Below are 17,524 nucleotides of genomic sequence, written 5' to 3'. Positions count from 1 at the left end.
GTTTAAAATGTTATGTTATAAATACTTATCATTATCAGATATTTTTTTTCTGAGTGTATTTCTATTTAAACCCAATTTATCCGATAATTGAAGTTGTGATTTAAATCTATTAAGTCCAGCTTTAATAAGAGGAACTTCATATAGATGCAAAAAATTTCTATAGTCACTTTGTGAACCTAGCTTATCCATCAAATAATTCTCTATAATATCCATTAATTCAACCTCTTTAATATCTTGTAACAATGAGTGAATCATCACTTGTCTTTTTAAGGAGTTTGAGTTTTGAGATAAGTCTGGAGTGAAATTTTCAGTATTAAATTTTGTACTACTACAAAAAAGTGAGGATGCTTCATTAGTAAACATCTTTACTAGCTCTTCTACATCTTCTAGTCTATCACGAAGAGGTGGTATATCAAATTTTACACTAAAAATCTCATCTATATGTTCATTTGAAAAAGAGCTTTTTGCTGTTGCAATAACTCGAACAGAATTAATATTTATAGCGTCAATAATTCTTTTAATATTTGGTGAATTTTCTAAATTGACAATGATAATCTCATTAACACTCTCTAGAGTACTAAGTATTTCCTCAAAATCAGATGCATCTATTACCGTAGCATCAGGAAGTATATACTGCGCAAGAGTTTCTTTACCAACACCAACCTCTCCAGAAATCAGAGAGTTTACGTTAAGTGTTTTTAAAAGTGTAGCTGTTTTAAATGCTTGGTGAGAAGACTCCGAAGCAGTTATAAAGTTAGTCGCATCCACAACCAGTGCCGCCACCAGTACCACAACATTCATCATCCTGTTGATTTTCAGCAGGAATACCTGACATAGCTTCTTCTGCAGATGCATCTCTTACATTGTTAATAGTTACACTAAACATTAAGTCTTTACCAGCGAGTGGGTGGTTAAAGTCAATTATTACAGTTTCTTCACCAATTTCTTTTACAACAACTTGAACAGTTCCGCCATCTTCACCTTGACCATATAGAGTCATACCAACATCTAAGTCGATTCCAGAAAATTGATCTTTAGGAACTTCTTGTTTTGCATCTGGATTATGAGTTCCATAAGCGTCTTCAGCCTTAACTAAGATGTCACCCTTTTCACCAATTGCCATATTATTTATTCCACTTTCTAAACCTGGAATGATTTGACCTTTACCAAACATAAATACTAAAGGTGCTCCACCTACGTTACTATCTACTACAGCTTCTCCATCACGAACTTCATACTCTAATGATACTATTTGATTTGCTTCTATTGCCATTTGAATAAACCTTTTATTAATTTTTTTTGGATTCTAACATAAACTTAGATAACACTGCTTAAATCTTATGTAATTAGTTTATCTTACTAAGATTACTTTTTGCTATTTTAGCTTCTTTAGAGCTTGGATATTTAGCAATAACACCTTTATAAAAAGTTTTAGCATTCTTTTTGTCCCCTGTCTTGTCCATCGATACAGCTGTATGTAGCATTAGAACAGGCATATAAGATGCTTTAGAATACAAAGAAGCACTCTGCTTAAAATAGGCAATAGCATCAGCATAATTTTTTCTATAATACTTTATCTCACCCAACATATAGTGTGAGCGTGCAGGCTTATAGTTTTTCTTAATCAGATGGCTATAATATTCTATACTCTTTGTATAATATTTTTTATCATAATTTTCTTTTGCTAATTTTTCCACTTCAGCATTAGATAAATTATCTAGTTTAGATTTTTTTGGTTTAAAGCTTTTTTTCAGTTCTTTAGAAACTAACTCTTTAAACTTGTTAAAATCATCAACTAAAGTATTAAACTCACTTTTTGAAACATATGCTGAATTTACTATATTTAACAAAGTAGTTAATTCATAAACTGCTAATTTCATATCTTTTATATCTAAAGAGTTTGCTTGAGATATTTCACTCAATCTTTTTTCATACTCATTTGAACTAATCAACTCTTGTGTGTTTTTTTCATCAAGATTTTTAAGAGTCAATTTATTCTCTTGGGATCTTCTACTTAAACCCTCGATAATAGTTTGTAAACCGTCTATTCTTTCTCTTAATGAGTCAACTTCATTAGCTTGGTTATTACTTTTTACAACAACTTTTTTGAGTTTGTCTTTGTTTTGAAGAATAACCTTTTCACTTGATGTTAAGCCATAAGGTTCAGGAGTATCTAAATCACCAGCACCAAACGCAGAAGGTTCGGCACTGATTAAGTTAAATGGCACTATAGCTGCAAAGAAAACAACTAAAAAAATGCGATTCATAGGTTACGGAAGAAGTTTAAATTCTACGCGACGATTATTCGCCCAACAATCTTTAGTTTTATCATTACATACAGGGTTACTTTCACCATAACTTACCATTGTAATACGACTCTCATTAACACCTTCAGCTACTAGTGCTTTCTTTACTGTAGAAGCTCTTTTCAAACCTAGTGCGAAGTTATACTCATCACTACCCCACTCGTCACAATTACCTTCAAGTTTAACAGTAAAAGCACTTGCTCCAGCATTTGCTACTGTAGCACTATTTGTTACTCTATCTTGCATATCAGCACGGATATTGAACTTATCAAAGTCAAAATAAACAATTGAAAGTTCTTTCTCTAAGTTTGCGATATTCATTTCATTAGAGTCTGATTGTGCTATATCACTTTCACCTACTGTTGAATCTTCAGCAGATACAGTTTCAGTTTTTACAGCTTTAACTTCTTGAGCAACAACTTCTTGAGCAACAACTTCTTGTTTTACTTCTTCGTCAACCGCTGGTTTCTTGTCTGCACATCCACTAAAAACTAAAAGTGCCATTACAACACTTGAGAATACTATACTTTTCATATTTACTTACCTTGATTTTAAATTGTTTGATTATACCAAAAAAATAGTAATAAGTTGATATATCATATACAAAAGTGATAAAGTTTATCTATATTACTATCTTTATTACCAATCCATTGCTTGTAACCTACCATATTTAAGAGGAAACAGATAGTTTTTATTATGATTTAATCTTATAATGCCTATGGAACTCTGAGCTTTATAATTTTTTATAAATAATATTGCGTCTCCATCAATAGAAAATCTTGGAAACTCATTTACTCCAGTAGCTGTAAGTCTTCTAATGAAATCTGTTTTTGTTGAAATTAAATGTAAGTTAAAAGTATTTGTTGAGAATGCATTTGAACTTTCTCTTGCCTTATATACTATATATTCACCATAAGTACTACATGCTGAATTACTTTTACCATAATAGACCATTTGTTCTACACTATTACTTCCAATTTTTTTAGAAAAAATATTTGGATATCCTAATCTTCCAGAAATAAATATTATTGTCTCATCACCCATAAATTGGGCATTAACATCAATCCCACCATATGTAGTAATCTTTTGCGTTTTAAAAGTATCTACATCATATAAATAGATATCAGGTTGACCTTTGGGAGCCATAGTAAGTAGTAGTTTTTTTCCATTTTTACTTACATCAGAACAAATCATCATTCCGTCTGAAGATATAATATCTTTGCTCTTACCCGTCATAATGTCAACATGTTTCAGTGTTGGTTTTTTAGAGTCAAGAGATGAATAGTAAAATGAATTTTGATCTTTGTTCGCCCATTTTGGAAAGACATTAAATCCACCTTTGACAACAGTATGCTGGTACGAAAGAGTATAGTCTGCAATAACAATTTCAGTTTCTTTAGGAGCTACAACTCTTGAAAATATAACTCTACGTTTCATCCATTCAACTGATGATGCTCCCATAAATTCATTGATATCATAAGCGATGGTATGAGAGACAAACATATAGACATTTTTTCTACTGATTCTATATTTTTTATTTAGAGCAATACCTTCTTTATTGATAAGTTTAAGATCAATATTTAAAGCACCATCATCATCTTCAAACATTTTATATCTTAAAACATAATCCATATCTTTATTTTCTACCATAACATCTGTATCGTTGAAGTGAGTTATACCATGATGTCTGTCTACATTAAAAAGTGATATAACATTTAAGTCTGCAATTAAAGCCTTAAAAAAGCTCAGTCTAAACGTATCATCGTAACTAACCGATGAATCCTCTACTGCAATTGTAGGAAGAGATTCAACCTTTTTAATAACCTCTATAGTCGCGTCATTTGCATATGACAAACTAAACACAAATAAAAGTACAAATAATATTCTCAAAATCACTCCTTGGATGTTAACATAACTATATAACTACCGGATTTGTTTTGCGGATTTGCAGGGAACAACACTCCAATAAGTCTATCTCTGATCTTATCACACTCATCATTTAAACTACTATTTGCAGAATATGTCAAGATTCTAAAATCCATAACCTTACCAATAGCACTTAACTCTATCACAGCCTTAACAGTATGACCTTGAGAGTTTGGAGGTGGAACAAAGTTTTCATAAACTAAAGCCTGAATTTTAGCCAAATATTCATTAACCGCATTCGCGGTTGACAACTTCTTCGAATCATCACTTTTTTTAACTTCACTATTGTCAGTTGATTTTTCAGATATAGGCTTAACAATATTCTTATCAATCTTTTTAGACCTCTTGCCAATTTCTGACAATCGTTTATTATCAATTTTTTTTTCTACTTGTTTTGGTTCTTTTATTTTTTTAGTCCAAACATCACTAAAGAGATCATCAATATTAACATCACTTGGCTCTATAACACTATCTTCTAGCACAGGAGTTGTTATACTTTTTGCTGTACTTGTTTGTATTTTAGGCATATCTAAAGATATAGATATATAGTTGTCTTTTTTTAAAGCATATATATCAATATTTGATTTTGAAAACAGCATAGAAATTATAAGAGATAAGAAGAATGCGAAAAGAGATATTGAAATAAAACCACTTATATAGAAATATGAATTGTTACTATTACCCATTCGTTGCTAATGAAACCTCAGAAAAGCCTGCTTGTTTTACTGCAGCCAAAACTGACATTACAACACCATAATCCAAAGTTTTATCTGCACTTATAAGTACAGTAGCTTTTAAATCTAATTTTTTAGAATAAAGAAAAAAATTATCCATGAACTCATGTAGTTGATAATTATCTTTATTTATTTTAACATTTTGTTCTTTATCTATTGAAATATGTACAGGTGGTATTTTAGATAGTTGCTGACTCATAGAGCCTTGAGGTAATTTAATGTTTTCTTCATATATGATATTTGGAGCTATTACCATTAAAATTGCTAATAAAACTAACATTACATCCACAAGTGGAGTAATATTTAGTTCTGGTTTATCTTCAAAATCATACATATAACTAAACTTTTCTAGCTAATATTGCGTCACTTTGCATCTGAAGAAAACCAACAAGTTCGAATGATTTTCTTTTTAAAACCTGATGATAAGTATATGCAAATATTGCTACAAATATACCGGCTGCTGTTGCAACCAATGCATCTGAAACACCACTAGAAATAACAGACATACTTCCACTGCTTTTACCTATATGTGTAAATGTATCTAGAATTGATACAACAGTACCAAACAGTCCTATAAAAGGCGTAGTAGATGCAAATATAGAGAGTAAAGACAAGCCTTTTGTTGCTTCTTTAGTAGCTGCAAGCATACCTAAATCCAAAATCTCTTTACTAACATTTGTACTTGTTTTTATGAAGTTATTTAAAAAAGATTTATCACTAACAGTTGATGCACCTAAAAGAAGAGACTCTAAAGAGCTGCTTTCAATTTTAAGCCAACTGTTAATAGAAAAAAAGCGGTAAAAAAACACCCAATTAAGTACTATAAAATATACTGACAATAAAGCCAGTACACCCAAAGTTACCGGGTGACTTTTAAGATAAAAATCTATGAGGTTGTTAATCATCGATTAAAGTAATCTTTGAGCTGCTGATTCAATTCTAGCTGTTGCAGCAGCAATAGCAGGATTTGCATCTGCAATATCATTAATAAGCTTTTTAGCATCTTCTAGTGCATTTGCAATATCGCTTTCACTATCTCCACGAATAGCAACAGCACCCTCAACTAAAACAATAACTTTGGCTTCGTCAACTTGAACTACACCCCAGTTTATTAAAATTGACTCAATTGACTTATCATCTTTTTCTATGTCAATAATACCAGCTTCTAACAAAGTTGATAATGAAGAGTGATGTGGTAAAACACCGAACTCTCCCTCTTCACCGGGAAGAGTTACACTAATGACGTTATCGTTAAAGATTTCACCATTAGGAGTTAGGATTTCAAGTTTTAACTTATCCATTACAGTCCTTTAGTATATATGAGTTATTTTTGCTTTGCAGCTTTTTCAATTGCCTCATCCATATTACCAACCATGTAGAATGCATTTTCTGACATATCATCATAGTCACCATTAAGAATTCCTTTGAACCCTTTAATAGTATCTTCAAGAGAAACATATTTACCAGGAGAACCTGTAAATACTTCTGCAACGAAGAATGGCTGAGATAAGAATTTCTCAATTTTACGAGCACGTTCAACAATATTTTTATCATCTTCAGAAAGCTCATCCATACCAAGAATCGCAATGATATCTTGAAGATCTTTGTACTTTTGAAGTGTTTGTTGAACACCACGTGCTACATTATAATGCTCTTCACCAATAATTTGCGGATCAAGTAATCTTGAAGTTGAATCTAGAGGATCAACTGCAGGATAGATACCTTTTTCAGCAATTTTACGGTTAAGTACTGTTGTTGCATCTAGGTGAGCAAATACAGAAGCTGGAGCCGGGTCAGTTAAATCATCCGCAGGTACATATACAGCTTGAACAGAAGTAATTGAACCATTATTAGTTGATGTAATACGATCTTGTAATGCACCCATTTCACGAGCTAGGGTAGGTTGATAACCAACAGCTGAAGGGATACGACCAAGAAGTGCAGACATCTCTGAACCTGATTGAGCGAAACGGAAAATATTATCGATAAACATCAATACATCTAGACCTTTTTCATCTCTAAAATACTCAGCCATAGTAATACCTGTAAGAGCAATACGGTTACGTGCTCCTGGAGGCTCACTCATCTGACCATAACAAAGTGCAACTTTGTCTAGTACGTTAGAGTCTTTCATCTCATGATAAAGGTCATTACCTTCACGAGTTCTCTCACCAACACCAGCAAATACAGATAGACCATCATGACCCATTGCAACGTTGTGAATAAGCTCCATGATAATAACTGTTTTACCAACACCGGCACCACCAAATAGACCAACTTTACCACCCTTAGAGTAAGGAGCAAGTAAATCAACAACTTTGATACCTGTTTCAAACATCTCAGTAGTAGTTGACTGATCAACCAATGGTGGAGGTGCACGGTGAATAGACCATTTTTCTGAATCAGTGATTTGCTCACCGCCATCAATAGTCTCACCAATTACGTTAAAGATACGACCTAGTACCTTGTCACCAACTGGAACTTTAATAGGTGAACCAGTAGCAGTAGCATCCATACCACGTACTAAACCTTCACTCATATCCATAGCAATTGTTCTTACACGTCCATCACCTAAGTGAGCTGCAACTTCAAGTACTAAACGATTTTCAGTACCCTCTAAACTAATTTGAACTTCGATTGCTTCATTAATTATTGGAAGATATCCATCAAAATCAACATCAACAATCGGGCCCATAACCTGGCTTATTTTACCAATCATATTTTTCTCCATTATTTCATAGACTCCACACCACTTATAATCTCTATAAGTTCTGTAGTAATAGCCGCTTGTCTAGCTTTATTAAATTTAACATTTAGTGACTTAACCATATCTTTAGCGTTATTTGTAGCAGTATCCATCGCCTGCATTCTAGCACTATGTTCAGCAGCAACTGAATCTATTAGCGCATAATACATAGCGTATTGGACATATCTACTAACTAAAGAATCTAACATATGCTCTTCATCTTGAGCTTCTATCTCTAGCATTGAGTCTTGTACATCAGCACACTCAAACTTAGTTGTATCTATTGGTAATAAACTATTAACATGTAACTCTTGAGTAATCATGTTTTTATACCCGTTATAGATAATATGAAGACCATCGATTTTACCATCTTTGTAATCTTCAATAGAAGTTATAATGAATTCATCAGCTCTTCCTTTATCAGGTTTTGAACTTAAATCTGTAACTGAATCAAATAACTCAACTTCGTTATATTTAAAAAATTCAACACCCTTTTTACCGATACCACGTAAACGCACTTTTACATTTTTATCTTTATACTCTTTAATAAGTTTCTTAACAGCTTTAATCGTTTGAATATTAAAACCACCACATAAACCTTTATCAGCAGTAACAAAAACAATGTCAACCATTTTTGGATTTTCAATCTCTGTAAAACAGCGATTGTCAATTCCTCCAATTTTATTACATTTTATACGTCCAGCTATTTCGGCAATAACCTGATTCATTTTGTCAGCATAAAGACGAGAGCGTTTTGCAAGCTCTTCAGCACGGCGAAGCTTTGCAGTTGATACAAGCTTCATTGCACGAGTCGTCTTTTGAGTGTTAGAAACACTCTTTATCTGTCTTTGAATATCTTTCAAGTTTGCCATAAAGTTTTCCTTACGCTACTACGAAAGTAGCTTTGAATTCTTCAAGTGCTTTGATTAATAGTGCTTTAGTATCATCATCAACTTTTGAAGTGCTTCTAATATTCTCAAAAATCTGAGGATAACTAGCTTCAATAAATGGATATAACTCAGCTTCAAAACGAACAACATTTGATGGGTCAAAATCATCTAAGAAACCTTCGTTACCAGCAAAAATGATAGCAACTTGCTTCTCAGCAGAAAGTGGAGAGAAAGGACCTTGCTTTAGAACCTCTACCATTCTTTGTCCACGCTCTAGTTGATTACGAGATGTCACATCAAGATCAGATGCAAACTGAGCAAATGCTTGAAGTTCACGATACTGAGCAAGGTCAAGACGTAAAGTACCAGCAACTTGCTTAGTAGCTTTAATCTGAGCAGCACCACCAACACGAGATACTGAAAGACCAACGTTAATCGCTGGACGTACACCCGAGTTAAATAGTTCAGTCTCAAGGAATATCTGACCATCTGTAATAGAGATTACATTAGTTGGAATATATGCCGCAACATCTCCCTCTTGAGTCTCAATAATAGGAAGAGCAGTAAGACTTCCAGCTCCATCTTCATCACATAATTTAGCAGCACGCTCTAATAAACGAGAATGAATATAGAAAACATCACCAGGATATGCTTCACGGCCCGGAGGACGACGAAGGATTAGTGACATTTCACGGTATGCAACCGCATGCTTAGAAAGATCATCATATACGATTAGACCATGTCTAGCGTTATCACGGAAGTACTCGCCCATTGTAACACCAGTATATGGAGCTAAGAATTGAAGTGCAGCAGCTTCAGCAGCTGTTGCAGATACAATAATTGTATATTCCATTGCACCATGCTCTTCTAAACGACGAACAATTTGTGCAACAGTTGATTCTTTTTGACCTATTGCAACATAGATACACATAACACCATTACCCTTTTGGTTAATGATAGCGTCTAATGCAACTGTAGTTTTACCAGTTTGTCTGTCACCAATAATAAGTTCTCTTTGACCACGACCAATTGGAACTAGAGCATCAATAGCCTTAATACCAGTTGCTAATGGCTCATGAACAGATTTTCTATTCATAATACCAGGTGCTTTTTCCTCAACGAAACGAGTTTCAGTTGTCTCAATTGGACCTTTACCATCAATTGGTTCACCAAGTGCATTAATAACACGACCTAAAAGTGCGTCACCAACTGGAACTTTAAGAAGTTTACCAAGTCTTTTAACCGACATACCCTCTTTTAATCCTACGCCTAGTCCAAGAATAACAACACCTACTACGCTCTCCTCAAGGTTCATTACTAAACCTTGAGTCCCCTCTTCAAACTCTACCATTTCTCCAGCCATAACGTTGTTAAGTCCGTAAACTTGTGCAACACCATCAGCGTAAGAAACGATTTTACCTGTTTCATTAATATCAACACTTAATTCAAAGTTATCGATACGCTCTTTAATTATTGAACTGATTTCATCAGCTTGAATTTTTGCTACCACTATTTCTCTCCTCTCATTGAAAGTTAAATTGCTTTTACTATATGTTCTATTATTTGATTATTAATTCTTGTTTTAGAAAAGTTTATTTCTATACCAAGATCTTCTACATCCACTTTAATACCATTGAAATCATCTTTAATAAAATCTAATGAAATATTTGAATCAAATTTTTTACTTAAACCACTAGTTAGGTCTTGAATAACTTTTGCGTCTATATCGCTATCACTATATACAACACCAGAATAGGTTTTATTTGTATCGGCCATATCTTTTCTCATTCCCTCTGCTAAAGCAGGGATAATAGAAGTACGATTTTTCTCTACAAGTAATTTAATTAAAGTATTGATAATTTCAGACTTAGCAGGTTTTACTGCAGCTAAAAGAATCTCTAACTTCTGTTCTTTACTTACCATTGGATTGTCAATAATTTGGATAAAAGCTGCATCATTAAATGATTCAGCTAAAGCTGAAAAGACTACAGTCATGTTTTCCATTGTCTGTACATCAGCACTCTGCTTTAGAGCTTTGATATATCTTTTTGCAATTAACTCTTCCATTTATGCCACCTTCTTTAAGATAACATTAGCCATAGCTTCTTTATCAAAACTATCACTACTTTGACTTAGAACTTCACTTAATATATCTTCAACAACAGTACGAACCATTTTTCTTTGTTCGAACTCCATTAATGATCTATTTTGCTTAGTAATTATTTCTAAGTCTGCTTCACACTGAAGCATTATATTGTCATTTATTATCTTGTTTTCTCTTTTTGAAGAAGTTACTAACTCTTCTGCAAATTTTTCAGCATCAGAAATTTTTGCTAAAGCTCTCTTTTTAAGAGAAACAGAGTCTTTTAACTTATCTTGAACTTTTTGTAACTCATCAGCAATTCCCTGACTTCTTGCAGCAAAAAAGTTTTTAGCAGGTTCAGCAACAAGGTACCATACAAGACCAAAGAACAGTAAAAAGTTAACTGTTCTTTCAATTATATCTGTACCCCCACCTTCTGCACCACTGGATGCTAATGCATAAGTTGATATCATTATAATTAATAGTAAAATTCTACTCACACCACATCCTTATATTTGACTAAATTTAGCTTTAACAGCTTCTTTAAACAATGGAACCTGTGACATTATGTCACTTGTCAACTGTTCTTTAGATTTGGCAAGTGATTGCTCAAATTCTAAATATTGGCTAGCTAATTCAGCACGCTTTGCTTCTAACTTACTATCTGCTAACTCTCTAGCATCTTCTATTACTTTCTCTCTTAGGGCCGAAGCTTCCAGTTTAGCATTTTTAATTATTGACTCGGCTTTTGAATTAAGTTCATTGATTTCATCATCATTATTACCTACTTTTTGTAGATCTTTTTTGATATCTTCGTCTCTTTTATTCATAAAACTAAATAATGGATTATAAAGCCAACTGTTTAGAACGGCGATTAGTGAAAGAAATACAACAAATGTAGCTAAAAGTAGTATCGGACTTATATCTAACATAGCACCTCCTAAAAGTTGCGTGATTATACTACGAGAAAATTGAAAGGATAGTTAAACTATGAAAGAATTTTAAAGAATTTTATAATTTTTATAAAAAATGTTAAATTTACACATCGTTTTATCACTATTTTGAAATACAATTCAAAAAGTCACTGATTTGACTCTCATCATCAAATTCAATAGTTAGCTTATTTTTAGAAGTTTTTGCCTTAAAGCCCAAAGTATCAAATCTGTCTTTGATATCAGAAAAATCATATTCAACTAAACTACTTTTAACAACTGTAGAATTTTTTTCTTGTTTCATGTTTTTAATAATTGATTCAACTTCTCTAACGCTAAGTTTTTGACCAATAATTGAATTAACCATAAGTTGTTGTTGTTTTTCATCAAGACCAATTAAAACTTTTGCATGTCCAGCAGTAATTTTTTTCTCAACTAAGGCTTTTTGTGTTTTTGAAGATAATTGAAGAAGTCTGATAGTATTTGTAATATGTGTTCTACTCTTATGTATTTTAGTTGCAAGTTCTTCTTGTGTAACATTATACATTTTGATTAATTCACTGTAAGCTTCTGCAAGTTCAACAGAGTTTAATTCATCTCTTTGAATATTTTCAATCAGTGCAAACTGTCGCATCTTTTGCTTGTCAGTGTTAATCAATATTGCACGAATAGTTTTCAACTTTACCAGCTTAGAAGCACGAAGTCTTCTTTCGCCTGCAATTAAAACATATCCATCAAAGTCTTGAGTAATAACTATTGGTTGAAGCAGACCATCATTTTTAATAGATTCACCAAGTTCTAAAAGGGAGCTCTCATCAAATTGTTTTCTAGGTTGATATGGGTTTGGTCTAATATCCTTAAGTGGTAACTCCATAACTTCATCTCTAGATGAACCTTCATTTTCATAAGCTTCATCCATTTCACCTAAAAGTGCATCTAGTCCACGGCCGAGTTTTTGAGATTTCATTATGCTATTATCGATTGTGCTAAATTTTGGTAAGCCACTGAACCTACAGATTTTACATCATATAAAATTGCAGGTTTTCCAAAAGATGGAGCCTCTGCAAGTTTTACATTTCTCGGTACTACTATATATTTATCTTTAGAATCTTTAAATAACTTACCTTTAAAGTGTTGAGATAAATCAGCAAATACTTGTTTAGATAAATTGTTTTGTGAGCTAAACATAGTTGGTAAAAAACCTTTTATACTTAAGTTAGGGTTGATAGACTTTCTAACAAGTTTAACTGTGTTTAAAAGTTGTGCAAGACCCTCAAGCGCGAAAAACTCACATTGAATAGGAATAATAACAGAATTTGATGCTGAAAGAGCATTAATAGTCATTGGTCCAAGTGCCGGAGGTGAATCAATAATGATATAGTCATAATCTTTTTGAACATTTGCAATAGCTCTTTTTAATACAAGTTCACGACCGTCCTTGTTGTCATTATCATAATACTCTTTTTCAATTCCAACAAGACCTATGTTTGAAGGTGCAAGGTGAAGAGTAGGCAAATCTGATTTTAAAATAATATCTTTTAGTTTTTTTGTTCCAATAAGTACGTGATAGATGTTAAACTCATAATCATTACGGTGAAAACCTAAAGATGTTGTAGCATTAGCCTGAGGATCTGCATCAATCAAAAGCACTTTTTTTTCTGCAACAGCTAGTGACGCTGCTAAATTTACAGCAGTTGTTGTTTTACCAACCCCACCCTTTTGATTTGCAATTACTATTACTTCACTCATCTTAGACTATATATCCTTTCGCCGTTGCGTACTATGGAACCATCACTCTGAAGCCTTACATCTTCCAATGGAATTCTTAAACCTTTATTATGTGTAAAAAAGTTTTTGTTCTTGTCAAATTCTAGCTCATATTTACTAAAAACTTGCTTCCATGAAATCTTTTTTTCAATTTTTTTGAAATATTTTTGAAGTAGCTCTTCTCTGCAAACTTCTATGTCTAACTTTGCAAATCCATCAGGTTGTGTTGTCATATTTAATCCAACACCACAGACGAGGGAATCATCAACAATATTTGTAATCATTCCACCTATTTTTTTATCTTTTATATAAAAATCATTGGGCCATTTAATCCAAACATCTGAATTTAAACTATTAAGTATAATTTTTAAGATATATGCAAAATAAATAGAGGCAGATTCAAGTTTCAAATCTTTTGGCAAGTTTTTAATCTCAATTGCAAAAGATAAAAATAGATTTCCTTCAAGAGAGTTCCATCTATTTTCTCTACTACCTATACCATCTGTTTGAGCATCTGCAACAACTGCAAAGGGGAGTTTTATCTCTTTTGTCTTTAGAAGCTCTTTTAAGTGATTTTGAGTAGAGCCTATTGTCTTAAGATAGAGTGTCTGCAAGGCTTAGTCTTTTACCATTAATATAAGAAAGTATATCCATCTCTTTTTTAGATGCAGGTTGAACTTTGAAAATTCTAATGCTTCCCTTTTCACATCCAACGACAATACTATCATTATCTATTTGAAGAATTTTTCCATTTTTATTAGAAGAGTTTATATCTTCTAACTTTATATTTTTTAGTTTTAGACCACTACTTAAGTATATTGCCGGCCATGGAGTAAATGCACGATATTTATTGTAAAGCTCTGTAGCGTTCGTAAAACTCACTTCACCATCTGCTTTAGTAATTTTAGTGCAGTGAGTGGATAGAGAATCATCTTGTTTTATAGGAGTATATGATTTAAAATTTTTCAATACATTTATAGTTAGCTCAGATGCGGTTTTAGTCAATCTTTCAAAAAGAGATTCAACCATCTCATCATCACTAACTTCAATAGTCTCAATTTTCAATATATCGCCAGTATCTAAACCAACATCCATAAGCATTGCAGTAACACCTGTTTGCTTATCTCCATTTAAAAGAGTTTGCTGAATCGGGCTTGCTCCACGATACTGTGGAAGTATAGATGCATGAAGATTTATACATGGTGCATGTTGCAGAACTTCAAGTGGAAGTATTTGTCCATAAGCAGCTACGACTATAAAGTCACACTCTATACTTAATAGTTCTTGTACCGTTTCACTATTTCTAAGTTTTGTTGGCTGAAAGAGTGCTATATTATGTTCAAGTGCCAGAGTCTTTACAACAGGAGGAGTCATAACTTTTTTTCTGCCAACAGGCTTGTCGGGTTGAGTATAAACTGCAACTACATTCATATCTGGAGTATCTATAATACGCTTTAATATAGACTCAGCATAATCAGGCGTTCCCATAAAAATAATATTCATTTAGTTCTTACCGCTTGTAAAAAGAGTCCCACCCTTATGGTTAGCATCTATCATATAGCTTTTTACATCACTTAAGTCATAACCGCTTGCCAAGAACATATCAATACCAAAGTTTAAAAGGTAAGATGCCGCTTTTAGTTTTGTGACTATTCCGCCAGTTGCAAAATTGCCGTGTGGCGTAGCCTCTTTTTCTAATGCGCACTCATCAATGATGCTTACAATTTTTAGCACATTTGCATCTTTGTTTTTGTGCGGATCTTCGTCATAGTAAGCATCTATATCTGATAGTATAATCAAAATATCAGAATCAGTGTGTTTGGTGATATAAGCTGAGAGTTGATCATTATCTCCAACAACCAGTTCTTCTGTGGCAGTTGCATCGTTTTCATTTACGATAGGAATAACACCATTTGACAAAAGAGTATCAACAGTATTTTTTATTCTAACTATATCTTCTGATTTGTTGAAGTTTGCTGCAGTTACCAGAACTTGTGATATGATAATATCATGCTCTTGAAACTTTGTAGCATATTTATGCATTAGTACCGGTTGACCTATGGATGCAAGTGCTTGTTTGTTTTGAAGGACACTACGATCAAGTTGAAGCTTAGTGTATCCCGCTGCGACTGCACCAGAAGATACTAATATAACTTCATTACTCTTTTTTAGCTCTACTAAAAAATCCACTAGAGCTTGCATACGCTCCAGCGCAACAGAATCACCTTGTGTTAAAACAGCACTGCCAACTTTAACAACTACACGTTTCATGCTATATTCTATCCGTTTGAACTAGATTGAATAGAGAATATTTAAGTGCTTCTATATTTTTATAAGTTGCCGAAGATATAGGTGCAACTAGATATGGAAGAGTTCTATCGTAACCTAAAGTTTCATCTGCAGAATCTTGCACAAAAAATGGCATTTCACTATCAAAGTTAAACTCATTTGTTTTAGATGCTTCAAGACCAAGAAGCTCTAAAAAGCCATTAACAAGTTCATTTATTTCGTCTGGCGGTACAATATCAACTCTTGTAAGAGCAATAGCATATTTACTTTCAGCTAATTTTTCACTAAATGATTTAATCTCATCTTTTAGTACTTCAATCTGTTCTTTTAAATCTCTATAAGAAGCTAAATCTACCATATATAAAAGAGTTTTAGTTCTCTCAATATGTCTTAAAAATTGGATTCCAAGACCTTTGCCCTCATGAGCTCCACCGATAATACCAGGGATATCTGCCATTACAAATGACTCAAAGTCACCTATGTTTACTTGACCAAGCTTTGGTGTAAGTGTTGTAAACTCATAATTAGCTATCTCCGGAGTAGCATTTGAGACTGTAGAGATTAAAGTAGACTTTCCAACATTTGGAAAACCGACAAGTCCGATATCAGCGATAAGTTTTAGATCCAGTTTAATAGCTCTTGTCTCACCCTTCTCACCAGGTTGAGAATAAGTAGGTCTTTGGTTTGTAGGTGATTTAAAGTGAGTATTTCCAAGTCCACCTTTCCCACCTTGTAAGAACTTAACTTCTTGTCCATCTTTAACCATATCAAAAAGAATTTCACCAGTTTCTATATCTATAATCTGAGTTCCAGGAGGAACGATAATGACTTTTTTAACACCAGCCTTACCAGTCATACGAGAACCTTCACCAGGAACTCCGCCTTCTGCTTTTATGTGCATTCTTTTTTGAAAGTGAGAAAGTGTGTGCGTATTGTTATCACATCTGAACCAGATGTCACCACCTTTTCCACCGTCGCCACCATTAGGACCACCGTTTAGTACAAACTTTTCACGACGAAATGCTACACACCCTTGCCCACCTTTTCCCGATGAAACTGTTAATTCGACACTATCTGTAAACATTTGATATCCTTGGTTTATTACTTGTTAATACTTAAAAATTCACTTGGATTTAAAAAGAGTAAATTGTTAAATATTTTAATTGTTTTAGGTGTTAAACCTAATAATTGAGTGTAGAAATATTTGAGCCGAAGCCCAAATATTGTAGAATTATGCAGCAGGTATAATTGAAACTTGTTGACGTTTTTTGTCTTTTCTTTCGAATCTAACAACACCATCAACTAGTGCAAATAAAGTATGATCTTTACCCATACCCATGTTTTTACCTGGATGAACCTTAGTTCCTCTTTGACGAATAATGATGTTACCAGCTATTACAGCTTCTCCACCAAACTTCTTTACACCAAGTCTTCTACCAGCCGAGTCACGATTATTCTGTGTACTACCTTGACCTTTCTTATGTGCCATCTGAAATCTCCTTAGTTTATGCTATTAAGCAGCTATTTTCGTGATACGAACACGAGTGAAGTCTCTTCTGAAACCTCTTTTAACTTTACTGTCTTTACGACGACGTTTTTTGAAAATCACAACTTTTCTGTCACGACCTTCATTAATTACTTCAGCAGTAACCATAGCACCATCTACGAATGGAGCTCCCATTTTAAGCTCACCAGCGTTCACTGCTAAAACTTCTTTAATTTCGATGATATCTTTTGGCTCAAGAGACATTTTATCTAATAATAAAACGTCACCCTCTTGAACTTTATATTGCTTACCACCGTTTTTGATAATTGCGTACATATACAATTCCTTGAATCTTTATAAAAGTT

23 protein-coding genes are annotated in these 17,524 nt (G+C 33.2%); all 23 read right to left on the bottom strand.

Going from position 1 to position 17,524, the window contains the following annotated elements; all coding sequences use genetic code 11:
* Positions 1-15: 15 nt before the first annotated feature.
* Positions 16-804, bottom strand: a complete 789-nt coding sequence (locus ACLHDE_RS05140; RefSeq protein ID WP_415398132.1) for a Fis family transcriptional regulator — start codon at positions 802-804, stop codon at positions 16-18.
* Positions 755-1,273, bottom strand: a complete 519-nt coding sequence (locus tag ACLHDE_RS05135) for an FKBP-type peptidyl-prolyl cis-trans isomerase (protein WP_415398131.1) — start codon at positions 1,271-1,273, stop codon at positions 755-757. Before ACLHDE_RS05135 ends, ACLHDE_RS05140 begins: the two co-directional genes overlap by 50 nt.
* Positions 1,274-1,346: 73 nt before the next feature.
* A complete protein-coding gene (locus ACLHDE_RS05130; RefSeq protein WP_415398130.1) occupies positions 1,347-2,267 on the bottom strand; it encodes a tetratricopeptide repeat protein in 921 nt (306 codons plus the stop codon).
* 3 nt (positions 2,268-2,270) lie between these two features.
* Entirely contained in the window at positions 2,271-2,840 is a 570-nt protein-coding gene (locus tag ACLHDE_RS05125) for an OmpA family protein (RefSeq protein WP_415398129.1), read from the bottom strand.
* Positions 2,841-2,945: 105 nt separating this feature from the next.
* A complete protein-coding gene (tolB, locus tag ACLHDE_RS05120; RefSeq protein WP_415398128.1) occupies positions 2,946-4,202 on the bottom strand; it encodes a Tol-Pal system protein TolB in 1,257 nt (418 codons plus the stop codon).
* Positions 4,199-4,918 (bottom strand): TonB C-terminal domain-containing protein, encoded by a 720-nt coding sequence (locus ACLHDE_RS05115; protein WP_415398127.1) that lies wholly within the window; start codon positions 4,916-4,918, stop codon positions 4,199-4,201. The genes tolB and ACLHDE_RS05115 overlap by 4 nt, the downstream gene beginning before the upstream one ends.
* The gene (locus ACLHDE_RS05110) at positions 4,911-5,300 is read right to left on the bottom strand and encodes an ExbD/TolR family protein (protein ID WP_415398126.1); all 390 of its coding nucleotides are present in this window, start codon (positions 5,298-5,300) and stop codon (positions 4,911-4,913) included. The genes ACLHDE_RS05115 and ACLHDE_RS05110 overlap by 8 nt, the downstream gene beginning before the upstream one ends.
* A gap of 4 nt (positions 5,301-5,304) precedes the next feature.
* Positions 5,305-5,775 carry a MotA/TolQ/ExbB proton channel family protein gene (locus ACLHDE_RS05105; RefSeq protein WP_415398125.1) on the bottom strand — a complete coding sequence of 157 codons (471 nt, stop codon included), beginning with the start codon at positions 5,773-5,775 and terminating at the stop codon, positions 5,305-5,307.
* Positions 5,776-5,874: 99 nt separating this feature from the next.
* Positions 5,875-6,267: an ATP synthase F1 subunit epsilon gene (gene atpC, locus ACLHDE_RS05100; protein WP_415398124.1), complete on the bottom strand. Its 393-nt coding sequence runs from the start codon at positions 6,265-6,267 to the stop codon at positions 5,875-5,877.
* A 23-nt stretch (positions 6,268-6,290) separates the two neighbouring features.
* Entirely contained in the window at positions 6,291-7,685 is a 1,395-nt protein-coding gene (atpD, locus tag ACLHDE_RS05095) for a F0F1 ATP synthase subunit beta (RefSeq protein ID WP_415398123.1), read from the bottom strand.
* A gap of 11 nt (positions 7,686-7,696) precedes the next feature.
* The gene (gene atpG / locus ACLHDE_RS05090; protein ID WP_415398122.1) at positions 7,697-8,584 is read right to left on the bottom strand and encodes an ATP synthase F1 subunit gamma; all 888 of its coding nucleotides are present in this window, start codon (positions 8,582-8,584) and stop codon (positions 7,697-7,699) included.
* A 10-nt stretch (positions 8,585-8,594) separates the two neighbouring features.
* Positions 8,595-10,112 carry a F0F1 ATP synthase subunit alpha gene (gene atpA / locus ACLHDE_RS05085; RefSeq protein ID WP_415398121.1) on the bottom strand — a complete coding sequence of 506 codons (1,518 nt, stop codon included), beginning with the start codon at positions 10,110-10,112 and terminating at the stop codon, positions 8,595-8,597.
* Positions 10,113-10,135: 23 nt separating this feature from the next.
* A complete protein-coding gene (locus ACLHDE_RS05080; protein ID WP_415398120.1) occupies positions 10,136-10,669 on the bottom strand; it encodes a F0F1 ATP synthase subunit delta in 534 nt (177 codons plus the stop codon).
* On the bottom strand, positions 10,670-11,185 hold the full coding sequence (locus tag ACLHDE_RS05075; RefSeq protein WP_415398119.1) for a F0F1 ATP synthase subunit B: 516 nt from the start codon (positions 11,183-11,185) through the stop codon (positions 10,670-10,672).
* 9 nt (positions 11,186-11,194) lie between these two features.
* Positions 11,195-11,617 carry a FoF1 ATP synthase subunit B' gene (locus ACLHDE_RS05070; RefSeq protein ID WP_415398118.1) on the bottom strand — a complete coding sequence of 141 codons (423 nt, stop codon included), beginning with the start codon at positions 11,615-11,617 and terminating at the stop codon, positions 11,195-11,197.
* 124 nt (positions 11,618-11,741) lie between these two features.
* Positions 11,742-12,584: a ParB/RepB/Spo0J family partition protein gene (locus ACLHDE_RS05065; protein ID WP_415398117.1), complete on the bottom strand. Its 843-nt coding sequence runs from the start codon at positions 12,582-12,584 to the stop codon at positions 11,742-11,744.
* The gene (locus tag ACLHDE_RS05060; protein WP_415398116.1) at positions 12,584-13,366 is read right to left on the bottom strand and encodes a ParA family protein; all 783 of its coding nucleotides are present in this window, start codon (positions 13,364-13,366) and stop codon (positions 12,584-12,586) included. Before ACLHDE_RS05060 ends, ACLHDE_RS05065 begins: the two co-directional genes overlap by 1 nt.
* Positions 13,363-13,998 carry a biotin--[acetyl-CoA-carboxylase] ligase gene (locus ACLHDE_RS05055; RefSeq protein WP_415398115.1) on the bottom strand — a complete coding sequence of 212 codons (636 nt, stop codon included), beginning with the start codon at positions 13,996-13,998 and terminating at the stop codon, positions 13,363-13,365. Before ACLHDE_RS05055 ends, ACLHDE_RS05060 begins: the two co-directional genes overlap by 4 nt.
* Positions 13,979-14,887 carry a methionyl-tRNA formyltransferase gene (gene fmt, locus ACLHDE_RS05050; protein ID WP_415398114.1) on the bottom strand — a complete coding sequence of 303 codons (909 nt, stop codon included), beginning with the start codon at positions 14,885-14,887 and terminating at the stop codon, positions 13,979-13,981. Before fmt ends, ACLHDE_RS05055 begins: the two co-directional genes overlap by 20 nt.
* Positions 14,888-15,655: a glutamate 5-kinase gene (gene proB, locus ACLHDE_RS05045; RefSeq protein WP_415398113.1), complete on the bottom strand. Its 768-nt coding sequence runs from the start codon at positions 15,653-15,655 to the stop codon at positions 14,888-14,890.
* A gap of 1 nt (position 15,656) precedes the next feature.
* Positions 15,657-16,757, bottom strand: a complete 1,101-nt coding sequence (gene obgE, locus ACLHDE_RS05040) for a GTPase ObgE (RefSeq protein ID WP_415398112.1) — start codon at positions 16,755-16,757, stop codon at positions 15,657-15,659.
* 147 nt (positions 16,758-16,904) lie between these two features.
* On the bottom strand, positions 16,905-17,162 hold the full coding sequence (gene rpmA, locus ACLHDE_RS05035; RefSeq protein ID WP_415398111.1) for a 50S ribosomal protein L27: 258 nt from the start codon (positions 17,160-17,162) through the stop codon (positions 16,905-16,907).
* A 24-nt stretch (positions 17,163-17,186) separates the two neighbouring features.
* Positions 17,187-17,495, bottom strand: a complete 309-nt coding sequence (rplU, locus tag ACLHDE_RS05030; RefSeq protein ID WP_373003495.1) for a 50S ribosomal protein L21 — start codon at positions 17,493-17,495, stop codon at positions 17,187-17,189.
* Positions 17,496-17,524 lie beyond the last annotated feature (29 nt).

The organism is Sulfurimonas iocasae, from assembly GCF_047716755.1.
GTDB lineage: Bacteria > Campylobacterota > Campylobacteria > Campylobacterales > Sulfurimonadaceae > Sulfurimonas.
The sequence above is the reverse complement of the archived record's forward strand: the minus strand, read 5'-3'. Positions and strand labels throughout refer to the sequence as shown.

Excerpts from the sequence above, each read along its gene's own strand:
- fmt (WP_415398114.1), bottom strand. The coding sequence starts at position 14,887 with ATGAATATTATTTTTATGGGAACGCCTGATTATGCTGAGTCTATATTA.
- proB (WP_415398113.1), bottom strand. The coding sequence starts at position 15,655 with ATGAAACGTGTAGTTGTTAAAGTTGGCAGTGCTGTTTTAACACAAGGT.
- atpC (WP_415398124.1), bottom strand. The coding sequence starts at position 6,267 with ATGGATAAGTTAAAACTTGAAATCCTAACTCCTAATGGTGAAATCTTT.
- atpD (WP_415398123.1), bottom strand. The coding sequence starts at position 7,685 with ATGATTGGTAAAATAAGCCAGGTTATGGGCCCGATTGTTGATGTTGAT.
- obgE (WP_415398112.1), bottom strand. The coding sequence starts at position 16,757 with ATGTTTACAGATAGTGTCGAATTAACAGTTTCATCGGGAAAAGGTGGG.
- ACLHDE_RS05070 (WP_415398118.1), bottom strand. The coding sequence starts at position 11,617 with ATGTTAGATATAAGTCCGATACTACTTTTAGCTACATTTGTTGTATTT.
- ACLHDE_RS05140 (WP_415398132.1), bottom strand. The coding sequence starts at position 804 with ATGATGAATGTTGTGGTACTGGTGGCGGCACTGGTTGTGGATGCGACT.
- ACLHDE_RS05130 (WP_415398130.1), bottom strand. The coding sequence starts at position 2,267 with ATGAATCGCATTTTTTTAGTTGTTTTCTTTGCAGCTATAGTGCCATTT.
- rpmA (WP_415398111.1), bottom strand. The coding sequence starts at position 17,162 with ATGGCACATAAGAAAGGTCAAGGTAGTACACAGAATAATCGTGACTCG.
- atpG (WP_415398122.1), bottom strand. The coding sequence starts at position 8,584 with ATGGCAAACTTGAAAGATATTCAAAGACAGATAAAGAGTGTTTCTAAC.
- ACLHDE_RS05125 (WP_415398129.1), bottom strand. The coding sequence starts at position 2,840 with ATGAAAAGTATAGTATTCTCAAGTGTTGTAATGGCACTTTTAGTTTTT.
- ACLHDE_RS05080 (WP_415398120.1), bottom strand. The coding sequence starts at position 10,669 with ATGGAAGAGTTAATTGCAAAAAGATATATCAAAGCTCTAAAGCAGAGT.
- ACLHDE_RS05115 (WP_415398127.1), bottom strand. The coding sequence starts at position 4,918 with ATGGGTAATAGTAACAATTCATATTTCTATATAAGTGGTTTTATTTCA.
- ACLHDE_RS05060 (WP_415398116.1), bottom strand. The coding sequence starts at position 13,366 with ATGAGTGAAGTAATAGTAATTGCAAATCAAAAGGGTGGGGTTGGTAAA.
- ACLHDE_RS05135 (WP_415398131.1), bottom strand. The coding sequence starts at position 1,273 with ATGGCAATAGAAGCAAATCAAATAGTATCATTAGAGTATGAAGTTCGT.
- ACLHDE_RS05065 (WP_415398117.1), bottom strand. The coding sequence starts at position 12,584 with ATGAAATCTCAAAAACTCGGCCGTGGACTAGATGCACTTTTAGGTGAA.
- rplU (WP_373003495.1), bottom strand. The coding sequence starts at position 17,495 with ATGTACGCAATTATCAAAAACGGTGGTAAGCAATATAAAGTTCAAGAG.
- ACLHDE_RS05110 (WP_415398126.1), bottom strand. The coding sequence starts at position 5,300 with ATGTATGATTTTGAAGATAAACCAGAACTAAATATTACTCCACTTGTG.